The organism is Rossellomorea aquimaris, assembly GCF_020172085.1.
Taxonomy (GTDB): domain Bacteria; phylum Bacillota; class Bacilli; order Bacillales; family Bacillaceae_B; genus Rossellomorea; species Rossellomorea aquimaris_E.
On sequence record NZ_JAIVAT010000003.1, the window covers coordinates 1337679 to 1357852 of the forward strand.

Here is a 20174-nt window from a genome sequence, read left to right on the forward strand (position 1 = left end):
TGGCCAAAAAGTGCGCCTCCGCGTCCCTCCACTCATCCTCTTTTTAAATCTCTATTTTTTATCTGCCCATTTTAATTCCATGTATCCGACGGGGTGACGGACGATGCCTGTCACATCCTCATTTTGTAGATACACATGATTGTAAAAGTGAATCGGGATGATCGGCATTTCATCCATCAGGATTTTCTCCGCTTCATACATCATGTCAAACCGCTTCTCTTCATCCGCTTCATTCTTCGCTTCTTGAATCAGGTTGTCATATTTCTCATTACTCCAGCCTGTTCGATTCATGGAGTGCCCTGTTTGGAAGTTCTCCAGGAAATTGATCGGATCAGCGTAGTCCGCTAAGAATGAACTGCGGGACAATTGGAATTTCAAGGCTTTTTGTTCATCTTGGAATACGTTCCATTCCATATTGGCTAGCGAGACGTCCACACCTAGATTTTCCTTGAACATTTGTTGAAGGGCTTCTGCAATTTTTTGATGAGTGTCACTTGTGCTGTATGTTAACGTGACTTCCGGAAGTTTATCGTACCCTTCTTCTTCCATTCCTTTTTTCAAGAGGACTTTCGCTTCTTCCACGTCTGTTTTTACCAAGTCTCCATTTGCTTCACGGAAATCCTTGCCCGATGGATCTTTAAATCCTTTTGAAACAAATCCATATGCTGCTTTTTCTTTATTCTTTGTTACAAAATCGACCATTTGCTGTTGATCAACAGCCATAGCGAATGCTTTCCTGATGTTTTGATTTTGGAAAGGCTCTTTTTCTAAGTTAAAACGGTAGAAGTACGTTCCGGCTTGATCTTCTACATTGACTTTTCCTTCATCGAACAATTGTTTACTTAGATCAGCAGGTACATCCGCCGTATCCAGTTCACCCGTCTTGTATAATTGATAATCCGTATTTGAATCGTTAACCATCGCCCAGTGAACTTTATCTAACTTTACGGAATCTTTATCCCAGTATTGATCATTCTTCTCCATAACGAAATGACTGTCATGTTCCCATTCAGTCAGCTTGAATGGACCATTCGCAACGAAGGTATCTGCTTCTGCAAACCATTCTGGATTTTCAGTGGCAACCTTTTCATTGATCGGGAAGAAGGCTGGATTGGCAATGACGCTCAAGAAATACGCTTGTGGACTTGTTAGAGTGACTTCGAATGTTTTCTCATCCTTCGCCATTACTTTCACATCGTCAGCGGAACCTTTTCCTGTATTGTATGCCTCTCCACCTTCAATGAAGTATCCCAGGAACGCAGCCGGAGAGCCTGTGTCGGGATTTAAAAGGCGTTTCCATGCGAATACGAAATCTCCCGCTGTGACATCATCACCATTTGACCACTTGGCATTGTCCCTAATATGGAACGTATATACTTTGCCATCTTCCGAGACATCCCACTTTTCAGCCATGGCTGCTTCCGGTTCATGATTGGCATTTAAACGTGTCATTCCTTCCATTAAGTTGTTTAGTGCCGTCCATGAGTAGGAATCAAATCCGATTGGTGGATCAAAGGATGTTGGTTCTGCCCCATTATTGAGATGAAGGACCTTACCTGCATTTTCTTTCTTGCTGTCTCCGCTGCTAGATTCACTGCCTGCATCCTTTGTAGCTGTACAAGCTGCCAGCATGAACATGAGCATTCCCACTAGAAAGACTGATAATACCTTTTTCATGATTTTCCCCCTATTATTTTATTTATCTATCAAACGATCAGCGAATGGTTAAGCTGATCGATGAAAGCATGGATTGGGCTCGTTTATCCTGAAGCCAACAGTCGACATGATGTTCTTTTGATAATGTTGTCTTCCCTGGATACACACGGTCACATACTTCCATCGCTTTTTCACAGCGAGGGACAAAAGGGCATCCCACAGGCGGTGCAAAAAGGTCTGGTGGTGAACCGGGAATCGGAATCAGTTCTTCCCCTTCAAGATCCAGTCTTGGAACCGATCTTAGTAACCCTTGAGTATAGGGGTGCTGTGACTGATAGAAGATCTCTCTTCTGTTTCCTTCCTCGACAATTTTCCCAGCATACATGACCGCAATTCGATCAGCAACTTGAGCGACGACGCCCAGGTCATGTGTGATTAATATGATGGAGACGCCCGTCTTTCTCTGGATCTCTTTGAATAATTCCAGTATTTGGGCCTGTATGGTAACATCAAGTGCTGTGGTGGGCTCATCGGCAATTAAGACATCCGGTTCGCATACGAGTGACATGGCAATCACAATCCGCTGCCGCATCCCCCCGCTGAATTGATGAGGATACTGCTTTAATCTTTCTTCGGGATTTGGAATGCTGACAAGATTCAGCATGTCCATCGCTTTTTGTCTTGCCTGTTTTTTTGAAACATCGTTATGCTGCAGAATCCCCTCCATGATTTGTTCACCAATGGTCAGTGTGGGATTGAGTGCCGTCATAGGATCTTGAAAGATCATGGAAATATCGGCTCCGCGCACTTTTCTCATTTGAGGCTCTGAGATTTTTAATAGATCTCTTGCCTTAAACAAGATTCTCCCACCCGTTATTTTTCCGGGTGGATCAGGTATCAGTCTCATGATACTCTGGGATGTTACACTCTTCCCGCAGCCGGACTCTCCAACAATCGCCAGGGTCTCCCCTTTATGTAAATCAAAGCTTACTCCCCTCACAGCCTTGACTTCTCCACCATATGTTTTAAATGAGACATGGAGATCTTGTACAGATAATACTTCGCTCATGATGATTACCTCCTTAGTTTCGGATCAAGTGCATCCTGCAATCCGTCACCCAACACATTGAATGAAAACATCGTCAATGAAATGAATAGTGCAGGGAAGAATAAACGCCACCAGTAACCCGATAGAATCGTAGATAAACCGTCATTTGCCATCACACCCCAGCTTGCATAGGGGGCCTGAATCCCGAGACCTAGGAAACTTAAGAAAGCTTCGGCGAAAATGGCACTTGGGACAGTCAATGTCATCTGTACGATAATCGGGCCCATTGTATTGGGAAGTAGATTCTTTCGAATGATCCGTGCCGTCTTCGTTCCAAACGTTTTGGAAGCTAATATAAATTCATAGTTTTTAATCTGTAGCACCTGTCCCCGCACAATTCTAGCCATCCCGATCCATCCGGTCACCGTTAAGGCAACGATGATCGTAAGCAGCCCCGGACCCATCACAACCATTAATAGAATGACAACAAGCAGATAAGGTAAACCATATAAGATTTCCACAATGCGCATCATGACATTATCCGTTTTTCCACCCTTATAACCGGCAACGCCACCATACACAATCCCGATGACAAAATCGATCAGTGCTGCCATGAAACCGACAAACAGGGATATCCGTGCGCCGTACCACGTACGGGTAAATACATCTCTCCCCAAATCATCTGTACCAAACCAGTGTTCACCAGAAGGAGACAGGTTCTGGTTAGATAGTGTTTGCTTCGTTACGTCGTGGGGAGAAATGATCGGGCCGAAAACAGCCATCACAACCAATCCGATTAAAAATACCAACCCAAGCATGGCCAGTTTATTTTTCAGTAGACGCTTCCAGGCATCCTGCCAATAGGATAGACTCGGTCTTACCACCGCTTCAGCATCATCTTTATTCCTCTTCTTGGGTGTGAACCATTCATCCAGGACGTCTGGAGTCGGAACTGGCTCTTGTTGTTTTGGAACACCCATTATTTCGCCTCCTTTTTATGTAATTTAATCCGCGGGTCAAGGAACCCGTATGCCAGATCGACTAAAAACAACATGATAATAAGAAATGCGCTATAAAATACCGTCGTGCCCATGATGACGGGATAATCGCGCTGATTGATGCTTTCAACGAAATACTTTCCCATTCCAGGAATGGCAAAGATCTGTTCAATGACGAAGGTTCCTGTCAAAATCCCTGCGGCAAGTGTTCCAAGGACTGTGACAACCGGCAATAAGGCATTTCTCAAAGCATGTTTCAACACGATCTTAAAGGGGGACAGTCCTTTCGCACGTGCCGTTCGAATGTAATCCTGCGTCAACACTTCCAACATGCTTGATCGTGTAAGACGGGCAATGATTGCCATCGGACCGGTGGCTAAGGCCAGTGTAGGAAGTATCATATGACGCCAGCTTGTCCAAGTGGCAACCGGAAAAATACCTCTATTGACGGCTAATTCCTGTATAAGTAAAGTTGCCATCACAAAGTTTGGGATCGAAATCCCAAGCACGGCAAATGTCATCGCCATATAATCGATGATTCCGTTATGTTTAAGTGCTGCCAATACCCCCAGGATAATCCCTGAAAGAACAGCAATTACGAGGGTTGTCATCCCCAGCTCAAATGAAATCGGAAATCCTCTCCCGAGTAAGTCATTCACTGTTTGGGACGGCTGGGTGATAGATGGACCAAAATCCAACGATATTAATGATTTTAAATACAGAAAATATTGAACCATCAACGGCTCATTTAGATGATAATGAGCTTCTAAATTTTGTTGAACTATTTCACTCGTATTGCGTTCTTCATTGAAAGGTGATCCCGGTATTGCATGCATAAGAAAAAACGTTAACGTAACAATTAGCCAAAGAGTTATGACCATGGCCAACAGTCGTTTTAATAAATATGTACTCATTGATCTCACACTTCCTAACAGAATGTTGTTCTCATCGCCAATTCAGTCATGACAAGCATGGCCCTATAGGCTTCAAGGATATCCTTTGCTTTAAATTTCACTTTCGTTGTCCCTTCTTCATGAATCGTCCCCGGCATGAGACTTGCCCACTCCGCCTGTCCGTAATTTGCGAACTCAATGCAGAGCAGTGGGTGTTCAGGAGGTATGAGAGGATCTACGTTTTGCATATTATGTATGGCTTCTTCTGTTTTCTGTTTTAATAACAGAGCTGACCTTTCTGGTGTAAGGCTCTTCGCAACAGAACGGGAAATGGTTTCCTTCACGACTGCTGTCGTTACATTGGGTATCAATGCTTCTGCCTCCAGCGCAGCCTGGTCATCCCCGGCAACCAATAACACGGGAACACCATAATGGCCTGCAACATAAGCATTAAATCCCAGTTCACCCACCGCTACATCATTGATATACATGTTTCGAACCCCGAAGATCATGGAATGGGACATCACCCCCTTCATGGAAGCCCTGGCATGATAGCCCACAAAAAAAGCCCCATCAAACGTCTCATCCAGTCCCTGAACCATGGAATATGGTTTTACCCCACCAGATATGAGCTTCGTTTCAGGGTGCAGCTTCTCAATTAAAAGATTATTCATTTGTGAATGACTATCATTCACTACCACTTCTTTACATCCCAAGTCAAAGGCTGAAGTCACTACAGCATTTGCTTCATCTGTCATAATGATTCTTCCGCGTTCATAATTATGCTTGTTTGATGACACATGTGTATGATCTACAAGACCTGTGATACCTTCCATATCTACGGACAAATATACGTTCATCTATCGTACCTTCCTTTCTTAGGTAATATTTATTAAATTTTCTTAATATTATAATTATTAATTCGGCACTTTACAACATTTTTTTGAATAAAAAGGAATATATTCCTATTTACATAAAATAAGGAAAAAGAACTATATTCAAATTCATCTAAGAGGCTATTTCATTGTTTTTGAATTTTTAATGGTTCATTTGGAATACCGATATTGATCAAAATGAAAAATGCGGTGCATTTCATAATCGAAATCACACCGCATTTTTTTGTTTGTGCACATAGCATTGTTTTGAATTAGAGTATTGGATGGAGGACAAATGACTTATCGATTTTGGGACGATTTATTCCAATGGGCTTAGTTGTTGTTTAGATGGGATTATTTTTAGCAAATTGTTATTTACAGTTTCGCTGATATAAGCTGAATTTCGCTGATAAATTTAAAAATTCGCTGATAACACATATTTACACTCATTTCATATCACCAAACTCACAAGATAAACGAAAAAGACCTGGAGGAATCGTCCCTTCAGGTCTTTTTATCGGTCAATGTATGTTAGCTTATTTTATTCATCAGTTTTTCAGAGTGCTGAGAGCCCATCTCTGCCACTAAATCAAGCAATTCTGCCTTCGTTGTCTCATCTAGGCCTTTATAAATAAGGAAAGCTTGTGTTGCATCAGAAGTAATCAACTTTCTGTATAACTTTGAGATTCTTTTACTCCTGTGGGTGTCCATTAGATCCTCCTCTATAAATCCTTTCTGTTATTATAATAAATATAGGCTTGTTTTTTCAATATATTCTTCAAAAATTAATTATGTAACAAAAATGAATCAATCCGATTACGCATTTAAATAGGTCAACCTTGGAGGAGAAAATAATTTTCTTAGACCTTTACACGTATGTGATTATTTAAATGATAAATCAGGTGATAACTTTCCGAATTCGAGTGCTTCAAGAATGATTTCCTCAGAAAATCCCGTATACTGAGAAAGCATTTGAATCGTAATCTTACTGGAATGACGGGAAGCCTGGTTTCTTGCCATATAGGTTTGATACAAAACAATGGAGTATCTGTCATGTATATTGAGCAACGATTCTCACAGCTCCTATTATTCTCTCCTCACAAGGTCGCGGGTAAAGGTTAATTACTATTTACCCAAAGCTCCTTTTTGAAAACGTGTCTGGAAAGTCACAATTTAAAGTTTTTCCTTTGTCCTCCTATTAATGTTCGTGAAATCGTATAATTTACATTCGCCATTATTAGATGAGTTCTTCAAAATATTCTTGTCTTGTGGAATGCCGTTAAAAAATGCCCCGATTGCACCTGTTGTACATCTGTGTCCGGATATTAGAATCTGTTTATTTTCTACTCCGTGATGCGATTGAAGCTCTCTCATGAAGTGTAGAATCCTTTGCATATACTGTTCAGGATCCTCCACATCATTATAATAAGAAGAATCAGGCAGTGGTCCAGCCATTTTTACCTCACCTTTTAATAATCCATCCGCCTCTCCTAAGTCATAAACGTCCAATCTAGAATCAATCAGGCACGACATGCCAGTTGAAATTTCAGCCGTTTGGATCGCTCTTTCCTGAGGGGAAGAGAATACGTAATCGAAGGTAATGTGGGACAGCTGTTGCTTTAAATCTTCAGCTTGTTTCATTCCTGCCTCATTCAGCGGAAGTCCTCTCCTGCCCTGCAGTCTTCCCTGCTTATTTATATCCGTTTGGCCGTGTCGAATGACATAGAGCATATATCTATTCCTTTCGTTAAAAGAATTTTCTATTTGGTCATAGCATGATGGTTTGCGAATATTTAATATTATGTTAGCTTGCTAATGTACACGAAGAGTTGAAAACTCCTACTATTGGTCAGACTAAAAACATGATATCGAATTACTTAACCTTATTTCTGTTCTTTCTCTTCTGAATCTCTACGTGGATGACTAGATACAAGACACCCAAAAAGCCCATTATTCCAAAAACGCCTGCGATAATTCCCTGCGCAGAAGAAGACAAAACTCTGAAGCCCGTCATGGTACTCACTCCTACTAAAAGAAGAAGTAGCCAATGGGCATATCTTTTGATGAAATCCGCGATTATGATCCCCTCCAATACGTCTTATTATATTCATTTTAACATAATATTCCAAATCGTCATCAAAAAAAGCTATCCTCAATTGGATAGCTTATTCCGTTTCTATAAATTTTCTAGAAATAGCCTTACAACGTCTGCTCCGCCAATGACCGTACCCAATGTACTCCCTAAATTGGCCAGTACAACAATGAGGAGGATGCGTGTAACTTTATTTCTCCAGAATCCTTTAACGCTTAAAACATCTTCTGGAAGAGAATCAAAATCGCCTACATTAGGTCTACGGAAATAGGCTTGAACGAATCCTGCAAACCAACCAGCTGCAAGCAAAGGATTCAATGAAGTGATAGGTGCTGCTACGAATGCTGTTAAAATGGCTAATGGATGCCCCAGCCCAATGGCTACACCAAGTGCCGAGAACCCGCCGTTCCACAAAATCCAGCTGATCCCCTGCTGTATACCTGCATCCGGGTTCGAAATGAACGTATAGGCAATGACTGCCAGGATCATGATTGGAATGGCCCAACCGATGATTTTTGGCCAATTCGATTTAGCCGGCCGTTCATTGAGCTTGTTTAAATTATGTTCGTTGTGGATTTCTTTCGTAATACCAGGAACATGTGCAGCACCAAGTACTGCCACAATCTTCTTACCAGGTGCATCTTTGATTTTTTGAGCCAAGTATTGATCCCGTTCATCGATGAGTGGTGTCTTCAGTTTGGGAAACACTTGGGTGAATTCATTCAGCATGGAATCTAGCATATCCTGCGATTTGATTTTTTCAAGTTCTTCCTCTGTAATCGTATCATTACTGAAGATACTGTATACGATTTGGGTAAGGAGCTTAGCCTTCCCACTGAAACCGACACTGCTCCATATACGGGAAAAGGTGACCTGGATGTTACGGTCAGCAAGGACGAGTTCCGCATTTATTTCTTTTGCGGATTCGATCCCCTGTATCATTTCTTGTCCCGGTTTGATGCCGAATTGCTTAGCCATCCGGCGTTGGAACGAGCCTATGGCTAAATTCAAAAGTAATAATGTTGCTTTCTTGTCTTTAATTACTTGAAAAATGTCGGTCTCTCTCCATTTATCTCCTTCGACAATCGATTGATACCTTGGTTCGTCGAGCTCTACACAAACCGTGTCTGGGCGTTCAGCTTCTATCACTTCTTTTACCTGGTCAGCACTTTGGCGTGACACATGAGCCGTTCCAATCAGGATAAATTCCTTCCCATCCATATGTAATCTCGTAATATTCTTTTCATTTTCTGTTGTCATAAGTACCTTCCTTTAGTTCCATTGACATTGACGATAATTGAATCTACCTCATTATGATAAACTAGTTTTGGCAAAATTTAAATAAATTCTATTCAGAATCATGAAAGATCTTGATTTTAATGCTAAGCTAATTTGTTTGTACTCGGATTAGGTGGGGATTTGGGATGTGTTGATTCCATTTGTCTGATGTAACGGCGATATCACTGATTTAACGGCGAAATTCTAAATATAACGGCGATATCACTGATTTATCGGCGAAATTCTAAATATAACGGCGATATTACTGATTTAACGGCGAATCTCTAAATATAACGGCGATATCACTGATTTAACGGCGATATCAGATTTTCATCGGCAAATTTACAAAAACACATATCCATCATAAAAAAATCCCATCTAATAGATGAGATCCCAAATTCAATATTACTATTTATTTCTCATATCAAACACAGCTTCACTCATCACGTCGAACATCTCATCAACCCCTTTAGGAGAGGCTTCATATTGATACGCATTCCCGCTGTCTATTCCGATATTCATTGCTTCTCCGACAGCATTGATATTTGCTCCCAGAAAAATGAATTCCCAATTGTATCGTTCCTGCTGTTGTTGGATAAGGTCCTTCACCTTGTTAGCCGAGAACTCTACGCTCGAATTATCCATACCATCGGTTGTGATAACGAAGATGACTTTACCCGGCCGTTCCGCTTCCACCATATTTGATAATCGTTGTCCTACTGCAAGAATGGTCTTTCCAACAGCATCCATTAGAGCAGTGCTCCCCCTTACAAAATACTCCTCTTGTGTAAGCCTTATCTTTTCAGCCTCCATTCCAGTCCACAACTGTTCAACTTTGTCATCAAAAAGCACGGTAGTAATGAGGGTTTGACCAGTTAGTAAGCTCTGCTTTTCAATAAAAGAGTTATAACCTCCAATCGTTTCATGCTCAAGTCCCCCCATTGATCCGCTTCTGTCTAATAAGAAAATGATTTCAGTTAATGTTGTATTCAATTTTCTTCATCCTCTCTTTATGGTTTCTGATATAATCATAACCATGTATAGGAAGAAATGGGTCGCTTTGCAAGCGACATTTTTGGGGTGAACGGATGCTTAATGAACATATTTTACAAGAACTTTATGATTATGTAGAGACAAATAGAGATATTCTGATCGATGAAGCATCTAAAGAAGAATCGTTTATAAGTGATGCTCTCTATTCCAGTGAGCTGGAAGAATTTATTGAGATGCACCAATCAACGTCTTTTTCAGAGCGGTTATTCCAGCTTATCGATGGCAAGGGTCAGACAGATGCTACCATCTACAAAAAAGCACGAGTCGACCGAAAACACTTTTCCAAAATTCGAAGTATTCCTGATTACAAGCCTAGTAAACGGACGGTCGTTGCCCTGTGTCTTTCTCTTGAGCTGTCTGAAGAAGAAACAGGGGATATGTTGCATGCCGCCGGCTTCTCCCTTTCAGACAGTGACCGATTCGACCTCGCGATTCAGTTTTGTTTAGAGAAGAAAATCTATGATATCGATGATGTGAATCAAGCACTATATTCTCTTAAATTAAAACCATTATAAAAAAGTAGAGTGCTAGAAACGGCACTCTACTTCCACTAATATTTCTTTTCGATTTTCTCTTGTAAGGTTTCAATTTTTTCCGGAAGTACATAAAGGTATTCAATCAGGCCTTCCAATAATTCTATGAGCAGACCGGCAGTTTCATCGTCTATCTCCCGTTCTAGTTCGAGCATTTCATAAAATGCGGAGTTGGGATGAACCAGATGGCTGAGTGCCTGGATAGGTTTCGACAGGTCTACATTCTTAGGAAGCTGATCGAACTGCTCGGACAAAGTTTGGCCGGCCGATTTATCCCCGTTGAAATTTTTCAGGACACTCTCTAATACACGTTTCGACATCACGGCCGTCGCAGAGTTATCCTTGGACTGGCTTACATTCAATGCAGAACGGAATGACCGGACCAGATCCTGTGGGATTCGTTTATTCCCATGAATCTGATCCAGTGGCCCATTTGTAGCTAATGGGTCGTAAATATAAAGAGCTGCTTCCTCTCTGGGATGAATCGAATCGTCATTCAGCATAATGACGAAAACAGCCGGTTTTTTACACTCCGAGCAGTTGGCTTCTGCGAACAATCCTGTCTTATTCACTTGATAAAAATTGGCTTTCAACACAAATTCACTGTTCTTAGAGCAGGTGGGACATTGACTCTTCACTTTCTTAGGAACTTTTTGATATCCGTACTGTATATGCGACAATACGGATCCCGGTAAAATTTCTCTCATGTGAACCTCCTAAAAATGCACTTGGACAAAAGTATTTTTATTATTTCGAAAATTCGCTCTAAAAGCGCTTTCTTTATATCAAAATTATACCTCTGATAGAAAGTATTACAAGGTATAATAATTGGAAAACAAGAATTTTGTGAGTGAGACTAGTGATAAATTTTGCTGGTAAATTCTTTTATCTGGTCAGCTTTTGTATTCCTTCATCCACTTCTTTCATTATGGAATCAATCAGTTCATTTACGTGAACATCTTTACTGAGCCGTGGAGTTTGACCTGACCATAAAGACATTAGCTCTTTATTATTCCGATTAGCGGCTTCCTTTCTGATTTCTTTTGTCAAATCGTTTTGAATAGGATACGGCAATAATTGATTCTCATATTCTTTCATCGCCCTTGTGAAATTGTTGGAAATGCCCCGTGCAGGTTTTCCGCTGAAAACGGAAGTGATGGTTGTGCTTGTCTCATCTGCATGAAAAATGGCATTTTTGTGTATGTTTTTTGCCCCGCTTTCTTTTACGGTAAGAAACGCAGTGCCCATTTGGACCCCTTTTGCACCAAGGGCAAGAGCGGCAATCATTCCCCTTCCATCCATAATCCCTCCTGCTGCAATCACCGGGAGTTCTACAGCATCCACCACTTGTGGAATTAGTGAGAAAGTTCCGATCATTGATTCTTCGTAAGCACCGATAAATGAACCTCGATGGCCACCTGCTTCAATTCCCTGTGCGACGATCAAATCCACGCCACATTCTTGGTTGAGTAATGCTTCTTCCACTGTCGTCGCAGTTCCGATTACTTTGATCCCTTCTTTTTTGAACTCTTTCATTATTTCTTTAGATGGAGCACCGAATGTAAAACTGCAGACTGGCACGCTCTCCTCAATGACAGATTCTATTTGTTTTTCAAAATCTCTTTGTTTTTGTACGTATTTACCTTCAGTTACTAGATCCATCTCTTGTTTAAAGGGTTCTAGCACCTTTTGCATCCGCTCCACTTGTTCATTTGTATATTCGGGTATCTCGGGAATGAAAAGGTTCACTCCAAATGGATGGTCTGTTTGTTTTTTTACCTGTTTGATGGTTTCTTGAAGTTCATCAACCGACATGTATCCCGCTCCTAGCGTTCCCAGACCACTTGAGTTAGAAACTGAAGCAACCAGTTGAGGAGTTGTAATCCCACCTGCCATTCCAGCTTGGATGATGGGATATTTTATGCTTAAACTTTCCGTAACAGCGTTTTGATACCACATATTTTCCCCTCCAGATTTTCTGATCTTAAACAAATTATGTCAAATGAAAGCTCGTTGTACAAATGATTCATGTTCAACGAACTCTAATTAATTAAAAAACGTCCAAGGCTATGATTGCCCTGAACGTTTTCCATTTTATTTAAATGAAGTGAATTTTGATACTCTTTTCATGAATTCCTCATAAGAACCAAAATGTTTATTCCATGAGTTATACCATTTTCGAATCGTTTCCAATAACCAGAATGGGACGGCTCGGCCTTCAATTAGGTAATAATGATCTTCATAGGCTTTTTTAAGGTGCTCCCATCTGTAATCATTGCCAGGCAGAACGTATTCCGATACATCGATGATTTTCGCTCTCCCGTTTTGCAATAAGATGTTTTTCAAATGGATATCACGTGGGTTCATTCCTAGTTCACGAATATATTCTCTAGCTTTCTCAACGTCTTGAATCACTTGCTGAGGAATTGGAATTCCCTGCAGTAAACAGTCATAGAGTGTCGGTCCTTCTTCAAAACTTAATACTAGTAGTCTTTCGTAAGCTGCATAGCATGTGGAAAAATAAGGAGTGTTCCCTATGTTATGATAGACGTTTTCTTCGATGTTTATTTTGGACCTCTTTTCTTCAGCATACAATTTGAAAGCAAAGTCTGGTGCATAAATGGATTGAAAGACTGCAGCATCTGTTCCTACACCGACGCACCGTAATGTATCATCACCACCGTGAATCTTGACAGGTTCATTATTGGCATTTGAAGAAACGGTCATTTGAGATAAAGATGGCAGTGCCACTTCCCATTTATTATCCATAAGTTCTCCCTTCAGATCGAACTCTTTAAAAGGTATGACTGATTTTCGCACCTTATTCAGGATAATATAGCATCTAGCCATTTCTAATATCAACTGAAATCCTTCTATTCTTCTTAGTAATTTTAAGCAATTGTGACTGTTACACTTCTTTAAGGTTTCCCTTTATCTATTCAAAGAGGTGACTATCGTGTCATTCATCTAAAAGCCTGGTCAGCCGTTTAATATTTACCCCTAATGCTTCAATTATAACTCTGCAAGTGACATCACTTACCTTTTCTTTTCCTCTTTCAAGTCTCTTGATGGTTTGGGTGCACACATTTGCTTTTTGAGCTAACTCTTCTTGGGTCAGTTGAGATTTCACGCGCAGCAAATTTACAATTTCACCCATTTGAAGTTCGTCAATTGAAGAATCCTTTTTAGATAAACAAGTATTAATGGAGTTACATAATCTCTTCATGTCATTCATAGGTAGCGCCCTCCAACATTTGGTAAAATGGTATTTACTAAATATAAAGAAATTTCTCCATATTATCAAGGGAATTTGAAATACTTTTTCTATTTATAGAATAGAGGTTTTATTGTAAATAATCATGGTCTGTTTGTAGGAAGGGATAAAAGACCATAGAATGAAGTTTAGTATACAAATGAAAACTTACGTGCCTAATTAAATAACATTGGAAAGTTGTATCAAAAAAACAAAAAAGCATCTGATTAAGATGCTTTTTGAGACACTTTATATGTGATTATAAGGCGAGAAACAAATCCCATCTTAGTGAATAATAGACCGTGCCGATGCTTACAAAAACAACGATCAGACCAATAATGTTTTCTAAAAATTTTTCAGGTAATTTAATGAATTTAAGTACTGTATAGATAAGTGTGGTCAACGATATGGTAACTAATGATACTATCGCTATATTGATGGCAACGGTTTTGACTGGTTCTGTAAATAACTTACTGAATTCTAACAAAATAGACCCTCCTGATTTAATTCAACTCCAGCTGTTATGCTGAATATGTAGTATCAAGAAGACTATTATACTAGAAATAATTAATATTTAATAGTGGCTTAAACTTTTAATTAAGTCTTTTAAGTGAATGACCAGGCTAAGCTCTATTCACAAAAATGCATCAATAAAAATCCATTAAGTGTTTACTTGTTTATTATATATAAAGATATAATAGAAAATAAGAATCTTAATTCTAGTCAAAGAATCCATGTATATACTTTTATTGTAATTTACTCTTCAGGAGGTGTCGGATATTTGAAGAAACGGATCATGGAATTGATTGATCAACAGTATAAATCACCCAAAGGACTGCTTGGGGTTTATTTTGGTGAAAAGATGGTCCTGCAACATAAAATTGAAACCATGTGGACATTGGAATTGCTCGATTTGAAGGAGCAGGATCATGTTTTGGAACTAGGATGTGGTGCAGGATATGCAGTGAAAAAAGCCCTTTCGGATTCACCAGTTCAAAAAGTGGTGGGATTGGATTTATCGAATACGGCCCTTATTTCTGCACGCTATCGGAATAAATCCAGTGTAAAAAAAGGCTGTGCTGATTTTGTACAGGCGAATGTAATGAATTTGCCTTTTGATGACCACACATACTCTAAAGTATTCAGCATTCAATCTATCTATTTCTGGGATTCCTTGAGCGATACGGTTTCCGAGATTTATCGTGTTTTAAAAGAGAAGGGTTCTATCATCATAACCTTAAGCGATGGACAAGACGGAAAGCCATGGAAAGGTGTTCAGAACATGCTGACAGAAGAGCTTCTTCCCATTATGGAGGGCTGTGGTTTTAAAAACATCGAAATGAAAAAAGGACCTCGGTCCCGCGGGTATCATACTGTTGTGGTGATGGGAGATAAACTAATGTAAAGAAGCTTCCTTTTCACAGGAGGCTTCTTCCTTTTTTAGAATTAGACTGTTCTATCGTCCGAGGTAAATCAGCTAAATCTTCAATCACAAAATCTGCATGGTTTGTATCCGTCCAATGAGGATCACTTTTCCAAACACCTTTCATACCTACCTGCTGGGCACCATACACATCATACTCTGGGTGATCTCCGATAAAGATGCATTCCTCAGGTTTCACGTGCAGTCGTGCCAACGCCCGCTTAAAGATTTCAGGTTCAGGCTTTTTCAAGCCTTCCCATTCAGAAATAAGGATTTCATGAAAGTAATGTTCAATTCCAAGTGCTTGAATGTTGTCCATCTGAAACCTTCCAAACCCGTTTGTGATCATACCCAATTGGATGCCTGCTGCTTTTAACTCATCCAACATGGAATGTAAATGAGGGAATGGAATGCAACTGTGTTTAAATTGACTGATATAATCATCCAGCAGCTCTTCCCAGGTTAATTCGGGGATCGCAAACTCTTCTATCATCTGCTTATAAACCCTGTCTTTCCACACGTACCCTCTTTGATCCAACTCTATGAACCTGGAAACGTATATATCTATTGGGATATGTTGAAGCCAGTGGTGCATTCGCTCATATTGATTTCTGATGAATGCCAGCACAGAAGCATCCCTGTTTAACAGTGTGCCATCCAGGTCGAATATCGCCGCTTTGATCATAGATTAACTCCCCCTTCTTGTTGAACATTACTCTTTCCTGGCTTTTACAATTAAAGTAGTGGGTACATGACTCGCTTTATCAAAGCTATACCACCTGTTGGAATGCTTCTCAACATCTTCTTCTGATAAACGAACCTCTTCAATGACCTGTTCAATCATAAAGCCATTATTGATGAGTGTATTGAGATAGGTGCTAACCTTGAATTGCTGCATGATGGCAGGCTGACTCCACGCCTCATGAGCATAGGCTCCTTCTTGATGATAAGATTGGTTAAGAATGAGGGAGTCACCTGCTTGTTGTACCCGGTTATAAAATGGGTGCTCCCAGCTGAATACGAATATACCTCCTGCTTTGAGGTATGAATGGATGTTGGCCAGCGTTTGGTCAAGGTCTGTCGTCCAACCAAGTGCATAAATGGAATAGACGATGTCAAAGTAATCCCTCGGAATTCCTGGATTCTCTTCCATAGGTGCTTCAAACAATCTGGCTTCATCTTTTATAAGTAATTGTGCCGCAGCCTGAAGTTGGCTGTGGGACAGATCCAAACCCCAAAGCTCACTGGCATGATTGTTTTTCATATATTGCAGTGAATGCCCGCTTCCACAGCCGATGTCCAGAACCTTCTTCCCGCCTATGTTACCAAGTAATTGTAATTCATCTTCGGTTGGGGCAAGCGGCCCATACTCTGGCAGTGGATTTCTCCCGTAAAATCGCGGTGACGCCTCATCCCAGCTTTTTTTGTTAATAGTTAATGTTTTGTTCATTCTTCCTTCCTCCTTTTATCATTACTCTGCTAATAAAATATAGGAAGATTATTTTCCCCTACATATGTACTTCATCTGCAATTTTAAGTATCTCCCCATACACACTGTTCCATTTTAAATAGTATTCTGTCACATGATCTGGATCGATCCAGCATCTTTCTAACGATTCGTATTCTCCTTCAAATGAAAATTCTTCTTCAACATTCATTTGATAAAAAAGTTGATACCCTACTTTAGGATACGGACTTTCTTCATTCCAATGAGGATTATCGTGATGATCAACGATTACATATCCAAGAAGGTGCAGGGGACCCGAAACATATGCCTCCTCCATCACTTCTCTCTTCAAGCATTCTTCAGGGGACTCCCCTTCTTCCAGATGTCCTCCAGGAAAATCCCATCCCCTTTTATGGAGTTTCACTAAAAGCAGTTTTTTATTTTTGAAACAGAAACCATGAACACTGGTGATCCGTGACGTGTCTGGAAGGGTGAAGTCCTCCATCCACGTCAATTTCACTTTCGATTTCCCCCACAGTACGTATGTAGACATGAATATTTGCCTCCCTGATATAAAAGAGTATTCTATATCTTCACTATTTTATCGTATTTTAGAATATAATGGAAAGAGATTAATAGAAAGGAAGATACCTATGGGATTAGAAATGAAGACCAACTGCGAAACATGTGAGAGGGCATTAAATGATCTAGCCTATATTTGCGTCCACGAATGTACTTTTTGTGAAGAGTGTACAGCTAAATATGATTCTGTCTGTCCTAATTGTAGTGGAGAGTTAGTAAGAAGACCCAAACCACCTTCCGGCATCGAACACTAAGGGGTGAAATAATGAAGAAAGCATTGCTTATCATTGATATGCAGAACGGAATGTTCACGATGAACCCTTCTGTTTATAATGGAGAATCACTTTTAAATCAGATTAAATATGCCACCTCGTATGCTAGAAAAAACGACATGCCTATTATATATATTCAGCATAGCGGACCCAAGAATAGTCCTTTGGAAAAAGACTCAGCAGGTTGGAACATTCATAAAGAAATTTCTCCAGAAAAAGGAGATATCATCGTACATAAAGATACACCTGATAGCTTTTATGAAACGACCTTGCACCAAAAACTAATCGAGTTGGATATTGATCACCTGATCATAACGGGGATACAGACTGAAGCCTGTGTAGACACTACATGTCGAAGGGGATTTAGTCTAAAATATAAGGTAACATTATTATCAGATGCGCACTCGACATTTGATAAAACAGATATTTCAGCAAAACTAATAATTTCCCATCATAATGAAGTATTGCGCTGGTTTGGGGATACGGTCAGCACAGAGGATTGGATCAGCGGGTATTGATGACTAATCGCTAAGAGAGGAATCTCTTAGCGATTAAGTATGTAGTCAGACTATATTGTTTTTTCCTTTATTCGAATGCCTGTGATGAAGTAGTCCTGTCAATATCGTTAACAATGTTACTATCAATGCACTTACAAATGAATGGAGACCGTAGTCTTCTTCCATTCCATCTAAGATACTGGAGTAAACACCTGCCATTAATCCGGTTATGATAAGGGTGTGCACTCTCACCTGTCGTCGTTCTCCTTTCTATTTCTCGTTGCTACATTACTAGTTGATATCCCCAAGATAAACCTTGGAGCTTCCACCTATATGTGACGATATTTCTTTAGGATATAACCTAAACTGTTTCAGTACATGTATATCAATCCACTCCACACCGACTTGATGACTATCGGGATTAGAAGGTGTTAGATGATCGCTCCACTCAGATAGTAACCTACAGGCAAAATAGAACTCCACCTGATGGAGGTTAGAATCGAAAGAAGCATGTTCATGATTCTTGCCGATATACTCCCTCACATGTAGCAATGCCCCTACTTCCACTTCACATCCCATTTCCTCGACGCATTCTCTTTTTAATGCTTCGGGAAGGGTCTCTCCATGTTCCTGGCCTCCACCGGGAAAAAGATAGAAAAAACCTTCCACATCCTTATTTTTTGTCAGAAGTATTTTGTTGTCTCTTATAATGATGGCTTTAGCAGAATTACGAATTGGCATTGGTTAGTTTCCCTTCTATTTATTTGATTGATTCATATGTATTAAACATGGGTAATTGATAGATTCTTAGAAATTCACCTTTTGTGACTCAGCGAATCATGCCCTAAGAAGGTTTCAACACTAATACACATACATGAATACCATTAAAGGGTACTCCACTTCCTGGTGACAATAAAAATGTATCATGTAAACCCACCACTTGAAAGGATGATTTGTTTGATCGATCTCACTTTGTTTCACGAAAAAGTTAAATTTCTTCGCGAGGCCCACCAGTTACCAGGCATTTCGGTATGCCTGACTGATTCTTCAGGACAGGACTTTGTTTCAGCTGCAGGGGTTCGGGAATATGATCAAGATATTATGTTGTGTCCATTCGATCATCAACGTGTTGGAAGCATCACAAAATTGGTAACCAGTACGCTGATTCTCAAACTCCAGGAAGAAGGTCGATTATCATTAGATCAATCCGTAGAATCAATCCTTCCCGGTATACTTGAACATGGCAGCTGGATATCGCTCCGACAATTGCTTCAGCACAGAAGTGGGTTGAAGGATTATATATGGATGGATGTGGCTGGCACAAAATGCATCGAGCATGCGGTTACAAGCCTGAAGGATCATTTTCCCCCTCAAAGTCTTGTCAGACTTGTTGCCAACCATGACTTGGAAGTTGAACCCGGTACAGAATTCATTTACTCAAATACGGGGTATATCATTCTGGGAATGATTGTGGAAAAATGCACAGGAAAAAGGGTTAAAGATGTAATTGATCAATGGATCATTCAACCACTTCAACTGAAAAGGACATTCTTACCCAGTACCAGTAATCTAGCCTCTCCCTATGGGACTGGCCATTCAATAGCAACTCCGGACTTGACTGACCTTTCAGGAGATCTAACGAAAATCACTGAACTTAATGTCTCGATATTATGGACTGCCGGTGCTCTCATTTCCAATCCGTCAGAATTCCAATCGTTTATGAAGGCTGTTATATCAGGTGGTCTATTGTCTGATGGGTCAATGCATCAAATGCTGGAGTTTCAAGAAACCAATGATCCGAACATACTTTCCGGTTTGGGCATCAATAAGTATTGGTTTGATAACGGTCTGCAAGCATATGGTCATCACGGTGGGATACACGGATATGAATCTGTAACCCTCTATTATCCGGAACAAGACATCTTTATGACAGTTATCGTAAATCAAATGCCTGTAGGAGTGGTTACCCTCGCACATCAGCTGTTTACCGAAGTATGTAATATCTAGGGGGAAAACGCTCAGTATAGGGCGTTTTTCTCTTTATGAGAAAAATTGGATAAACCGATTCCATAGTTCCTCCATCAAGCAGATTATTCTATAAAAAATAGAGAATAGAGTTTACATAATAGTATTATGATTCTCATGAAAAATGTCTGCTCATCTCACGTCTTTCCCTTTTGAACAAACCGTTACTTTCTACCCCAAATTGGTTAAGCGTGACAACATCACTTAAGAATATTGTAAACTATTGTAAGTTGATTTCACAAGGAGAGT

General features: G+C 40.1%; 24 protein-coding genes. 5 read left to right on the top strand and 19 right to left on the bottom strand.

Annotated features, from left to right (window positions below):
• Nucleotides 1-51 precede the first annotated feature (51 nt).
• From LCL96_RS07730 to LCL96_RS07775, 10 genes are all read right to left on the bottom strand, one after another.
• Complete coding sequence (locus LCL96_RS07730) at nucleotides 52-1677, bottom strand: peptide ABC transporter substrate-binding protein (RefSeq protein WP_224940821.1); 1626 nt, start codon at nucleotides 1675-1677, stop codon at nucleotides 52-54.
• Nucleotides 1678-1714: 37 nt separating this feature from the next.
• Entirely contained in the window at nucleotides 1715-2725 is a 1011-nt protein-coding gene (locus LCL96_RS07735) for an ABC transporter ATP-binding protein (RefSeq protein WP_224940822.1), read from the bottom strand.
• Between the two features lie 5 nt (nucleotides 2726-2730).
• The gene (locus tag LCL96_RS07740) at nucleotides 2731-3684 is read right to left on the bottom strand and encodes an ABC transporter permease (RefSeq protein WP_224940823.1); all 954 of its coding nucleotides are present in this window, start codon (nucleotides 3682-3684) and stop codon (nucleotides 2731-2733) included.
• Entirely contained in the window at nucleotides 3684-4616 is a 933-nt protein-coding gene (locus LCL96_RS07745; protein ID WP_224940824.1) for an ABC transporter permease, read from the bottom strand. Before LCL96_RS07745 ends, LCL96_RS07740 begins: the two co-directional genes overlap by 1 nt.
• Nucleotides 4617-4630: 14 nt before the next feature.
• The gene (locus LCL96_RS07750; RefSeq protein WP_224940825.1) at nucleotides 4631-5455 is read right to left on the bottom strand and encodes a M55 family metallopeptidase; all 825 of its coding nucleotides are present in this window, start codon (nucleotides 5453-5455) and stop codon (nucleotides 4631-4633) included.
• Between the two features lie 546 nt (nucleotides 5456-6001).
• Nucleotides 6002-6181 carry a hypothetical protein gene (locus tag LCL96_RS07755; RefSeq protein WP_034759492.1) on the bottom strand — a complete coding sequence of 60 codons (180 nt, stop codon included), beginning with the start codon at nucleotides 6179-6181 and terminating at the stop codon, nucleotides 6002-6004.
• A gap of 171 nt (nucleotides 6182-6352) precedes the next feature.
• Entirely contained in the window at nucleotides 6353-6538 is a 186-nt protein-coding gene (locus LCL96_RS07760) for a hypothetical protein (RefSeq protein WP_224940826.1), read from the bottom strand.
• A 105-nt stretch (nucleotides 6539-6643) separates the two neighbouring features.
• Nucleotides 6644-7201: a histidine phosphatase family protein gene (locus LCL96_RS07765; RefSeq protein WP_224940827.1), complete on the bottom strand. Its 558-nt coding sequence runs from the start codon at nucleotides 7199-7201 to the stop codon at nucleotides 6644-6646.
• Between the two features lie 445 nt (nucleotides 7202-7646).
• Nucleotides 7647-8822, bottom strand: coding sequence for a TraB/GumN family protein (locus LCL96_RS07770; protein WP_224940828.1), 1176 nt, complete (start codon nucleotides 8820-8822; stop codon nucleotides 7647-7649).
• A gap of 426 nt (nucleotides 8823-9248) precedes the next feature.
• On the bottom strand, nucleotides 9249-9833 hold the full coding sequence (locus tag LCL96_RS07775; RefSeq protein WP_224940829.1) for a vWA domain-containing protein: 585 nt from the start codon (nucleotides 9831-9833) through the stop codon (nucleotides 9249-9251).
• A gap of 95 nt (nucleotides 9834-9928) precedes the next feature.
• Between LCL96_RS07775 and LCL96_RS07780 the strand changes: the two genes are divergently transcribed.
• Complete coding sequence (locus LCL96_RS07780) at nucleotides 9929-10408, top strand: hypothetical protein (protein ID WP_224940830.1); 480 nt, start codon at nucleotides 9929-9931, stop codon at nucleotides 10406-10408.
• Between the two features lie 35 nt (nucleotides 10409-10443).
• Here the strand turns inward: LCL96_RS07780 and LCL96_RS07785 are convergent, their stop codons facing one another.
• From LCL96_RS07785 to LCL96_RS07800, 4 genes are all read right to left on the bottom strand, one after another.
• Complete coding sequence (locus tag LCL96_RS07785) at nucleotides 10444-11133, bottom strand: hypothetical protein (protein WP_224940831.1); 690 nt, start codon at nucleotides 11131-11133, stop codon at nucleotides 10444-10446.
• Between the two features lie 178 nt (nucleotides 11134-11311).
• The gene (locus LCL96_RS07790) at nucleotides 11312-12385 is read right to left on the bottom strand and encodes an NAD(P)H-dependent flavin oxidoreductase (RefSeq protein WP_224940832.1); all 1074 of its coding nucleotides are present in this window, start codon (nucleotides 12383-12385) and stop codon (nucleotides 11312-11314) included.
• 135 nt (nucleotides 12386-12520) lie between these two features.
• Nucleotides 12521-13195, bottom strand: a complete 675-nt coding sequence (locus LCL96_RS07795; RefSeq protein WP_224940833.1) for a serine/threonine protein kinase — start codon at nucleotides 13193-13195, stop codon at nucleotides 12521-12523.
• 190 nt (nucleotides 13196-13385) lie between these two features.
• Complete coding sequence (locus LCL96_RS07800) at nucleotides 13386-13661, bottom strand: helix-turn-helix domain-containing protein (RefSeq protein WP_224940834.1); 276 nt, start codon at nucleotides 13659-13661, stop codon at nucleotides 13386-13388.
• Between the two features lie 799 nt (nucleotides 13662-14460).
• Here LCL96_RS07800 and LCL96_RS07805 point away from each other — a divergent pair.
• Complete coding sequence (locus tag LCL96_RS07805; protein WP_224940835.1) at nucleotides 14461-15084, top strand: class I SAM-dependent methyltransferase; 624 nt, start codon at nucleotides 14461-14463, stop codon at nucleotides 15082-15084.
• 13 nt (nucleotides 15085-15097) lie between these two features.
• Here LCL96_RS07805 and LCL96_RS07810 read toward each other — a convergent pair whose 3' ends face one another.
• The 3 genes from LCL96_RS07810 to LCL96_RS07820 are packed head-to-tail and all read right to left on the bottom strand — an operon-like array spanning nucleotide 15098 to nucleotide 17102.
• Nucleotides 15098-15787: an HAD family hydrolase gene (locus LCL96_RS07810; RefSeq protein WP_224940836.1), complete on the bottom strand. Its 690-nt coding sequence runs from the start codon at nucleotides 15785-15787 to the stop codon at nucleotides 15098-15100.
• A gap of 27 nt (nucleotides 15788-15814) precedes the next feature.
• Nucleotides 15815-16552: a class I SAM-dependent methyltransferase gene (locus tag LCL96_RS07815; protein ID WP_224940837.1), complete on the bottom strand. Its 738-nt coding sequence runs from the start codon at nucleotides 16550-16552 to the stop codon at nucleotides 15815-15817.
• A gap of 58 nt (nucleotides 16553-16610) precedes the next feature.
• Nucleotides 16611-17102 (bottom strand): NUDIX hydrolase, encoded by a 492-nt coding sequence (locus LCL96_RS07820; protein ID WP_224940838.1) that lies wholly within the window; start codon nucleotides 17100-17102, stop codon nucleotides 16611-16613.
• 100 nt (nucleotides 17103-17202) lie between these two features.
• Between LCL96_RS07820 and LCL96_RS07825 the strand changes: the two genes are divergently transcribed.
• Nucleotides 17203-17385, top strand: coding sequence for a DUF1272 domain-containing protein (locus LCL96_RS07825; RefSeq protein WP_224940839.1), 183 nt, complete (start codon nucleotides 17203-17205; stop codon nucleotides 17383-17385).
• Nucleotides 17386-17396: 11 nt separating this feature from the next.
• On the top strand, nucleotides 17397-17921 hold the full coding sequence (locus LCL96_RS07830) for a cysteine hydrolase family protein (protein ID WP_224940840.1): 525 nt from the start codon (nucleotides 17397-17399) through the stop codon (nucleotides 17919-17921).
• Between the two features lie 45 nt (nucleotides 17922-17966).
• Here LCL96_RS07830 and LCL96_RS07835 read toward each other — a convergent pair whose 3' ends face one another.
• Nucleotides 17967-18152: a hypothetical protein gene (locus LCL96_RS07835; RefSeq protein WP_224940841.1), complete on the bottom strand. Its 186-nt coding sequence runs from the start codon at nucleotides 18150-18152 to the stop codon at nucleotides 17967-17969.
• Nucleotides 18153-18191: 39 nt separating this feature from the next.
• A complete protein-coding gene (locus LCL96_RS07840; protein WP_224940842.1) occupies nucleotides 18192-18641 on the bottom strand; it encodes an NUDIX domain-containing protein in 450 nt (149 codons plus the stop codon).
• A 177-nt stretch (nucleotides 18642-18818) separates the two neighbouring features.
• Between LCL96_RS07840 and LCL96_RS07845 the strand changes: the two genes are divergently transcribed.
• A complete protein-coding gene (locus LCL96_RS07845; RefSeq protein ID WP_224940843.1) occupies nucleotides 18819-19907 on the top strand; it encodes a serine hydrolase domain-containing protein in 1089 nt (362 codons plus the stop codon).
• The last annotated feature ends 267 nt before the right edge of the window (nucleotides 19908-20174 follow it).

Bases quoted from the DNA above. Each gene is read 5' to 3' on its own strand.
- LCL96_RS07730 (WP_224940821.1), bottom strand. From the start codon at position 1,677: ATGAAAAAGGTATTATCAGTCTTTCTAGTGGGAATGCTCATGTTCATG.
- LCL96_RS07735 (WP_224940822.1), bottom strand. From the start codon at position 2,725: ATGAGCGAAGTATTATCTGTACAAGATCTCCATGTCTCATTTAAAACA.
- LCL96_RS07740 (WP_224940823.1), bottom strand. From the start codon at position 3,684: ATGGGTGTTCCAAAACAACAAGAGCCAGTTCCGACTCCAGACGTCCTG.
- LCL96_RS07745 (WP_224940824.1), bottom strand. From the start codon at position 4,616: ATGAGTACATATTTATTAAAACGACTGTTGGCCATGGTCATAACTCTT.
- LCL96_RS07750 (WP_224940825.1), bottom strand. From the start codon at position 5,455: ATGAACGTATATTTGTCCGTAGATATGGAAGGTATCACAGGTCTTGTA.
- LCL96_RS07755 (WP_034759492.1), bottom strand. From the start codon at position 6,181: ATGGACACCCACAGGAGTAAAAGAATCTCAAAGTTATACAGAAAGTTG.
- LCL96_RS07765 (WP_224940827.1), bottom strand. From the start codon at position 7,201: ATGCTCTATGTCATTCGACACGGCCAAACGGATATAAATAAGCAGGGA.
- LCL96_RS07770 (WP_224940828.1), bottom strand. From the start codon at position 8,822: ATGACAACAGAAAATGAAAAGAATATTACGAGATTACATATGGATGGG.
- LCL96_RS07780 (WP_224940830.1), top strand. From the start codon at position 9,929: ATGCTTAATGAACATATTTTACAAGAACTTTATGATTATGTAGAGACA.
- LCL96_RS07785 (WP_224940831.1), bottom strand. From the start codon at position 11,133: ATGAGAGAAATTTTACCGGGATCCGTATTGTCGCATATACAGTACGGA.
- LCL96_RS07790 (WP_224940832.1), bottom strand. From the start codon at position 12,385: ATGTGGTATCAAAACGCTGTTACGGAAAGTTTAAGCATAAAATATCCC.
- LCL96_RS07795 (WP_224940833.1), bottom strand. From the start codon at position 13,195: ATGGATAATAAATGGGAAGTGGCACTGCCATCTTTATCTCAAATGACC.
- LCL96_RS07800 (WP_224940834.1), bottom strand. From the start codon at position 13,661: ATGAATGACATGAAGAGATTATGTAACTCCATTAATACTTGTTTATCT.
- LCL96_RS07810 (WP_224940836.1), bottom strand. From the start codon at position 15,787: ATGATCAAAGCGGCGATATTCGACCTGGATGGCACACTGTTAAACAGG.
- LCL96_RS07815 (WP_224940837.1), bottom strand. From the start codon at position 16,552: ATGAACAAAACATTAACTATTAACAAAAAAAGCTGGGATGAGGCGTCA.
- LCL96_RS07820 (WP_224940838.1), bottom strand. From the start codon at position 17,102: ATGTCTACATACGTACTGTGGGGGAAATCGAAAGTGAAATTGACGTGG.
- LCL96_RS07825 (WP_224940839.1), top strand. From the start codon at position 17,203: ATGGGATTAGAAATGAAGACCAACTGCGAAACATGTGAGAGGGCATTA.
- LCL96_RS07830 (WP_224940840.1), top strand. From the start codon at position 17,397: ATGAAGAAAGCATTGCTTATCATTGATATGCAGAACGGAATGTTCACG.
- LCL96_RS07840 (WP_224940842.1), bottom strand. From the start codon at position 18,641: ATGCCAATTCGTAATTCTGCTAAAGCCATCATTATAAGAGACAACAAA.
- LCL96_RS07845 (WP_224940843.1), top strand. From the start codon at position 18,819: ATGTATCATGTAAACCCACCACTTGAAAGGATGATTTGTTTGATCGAT.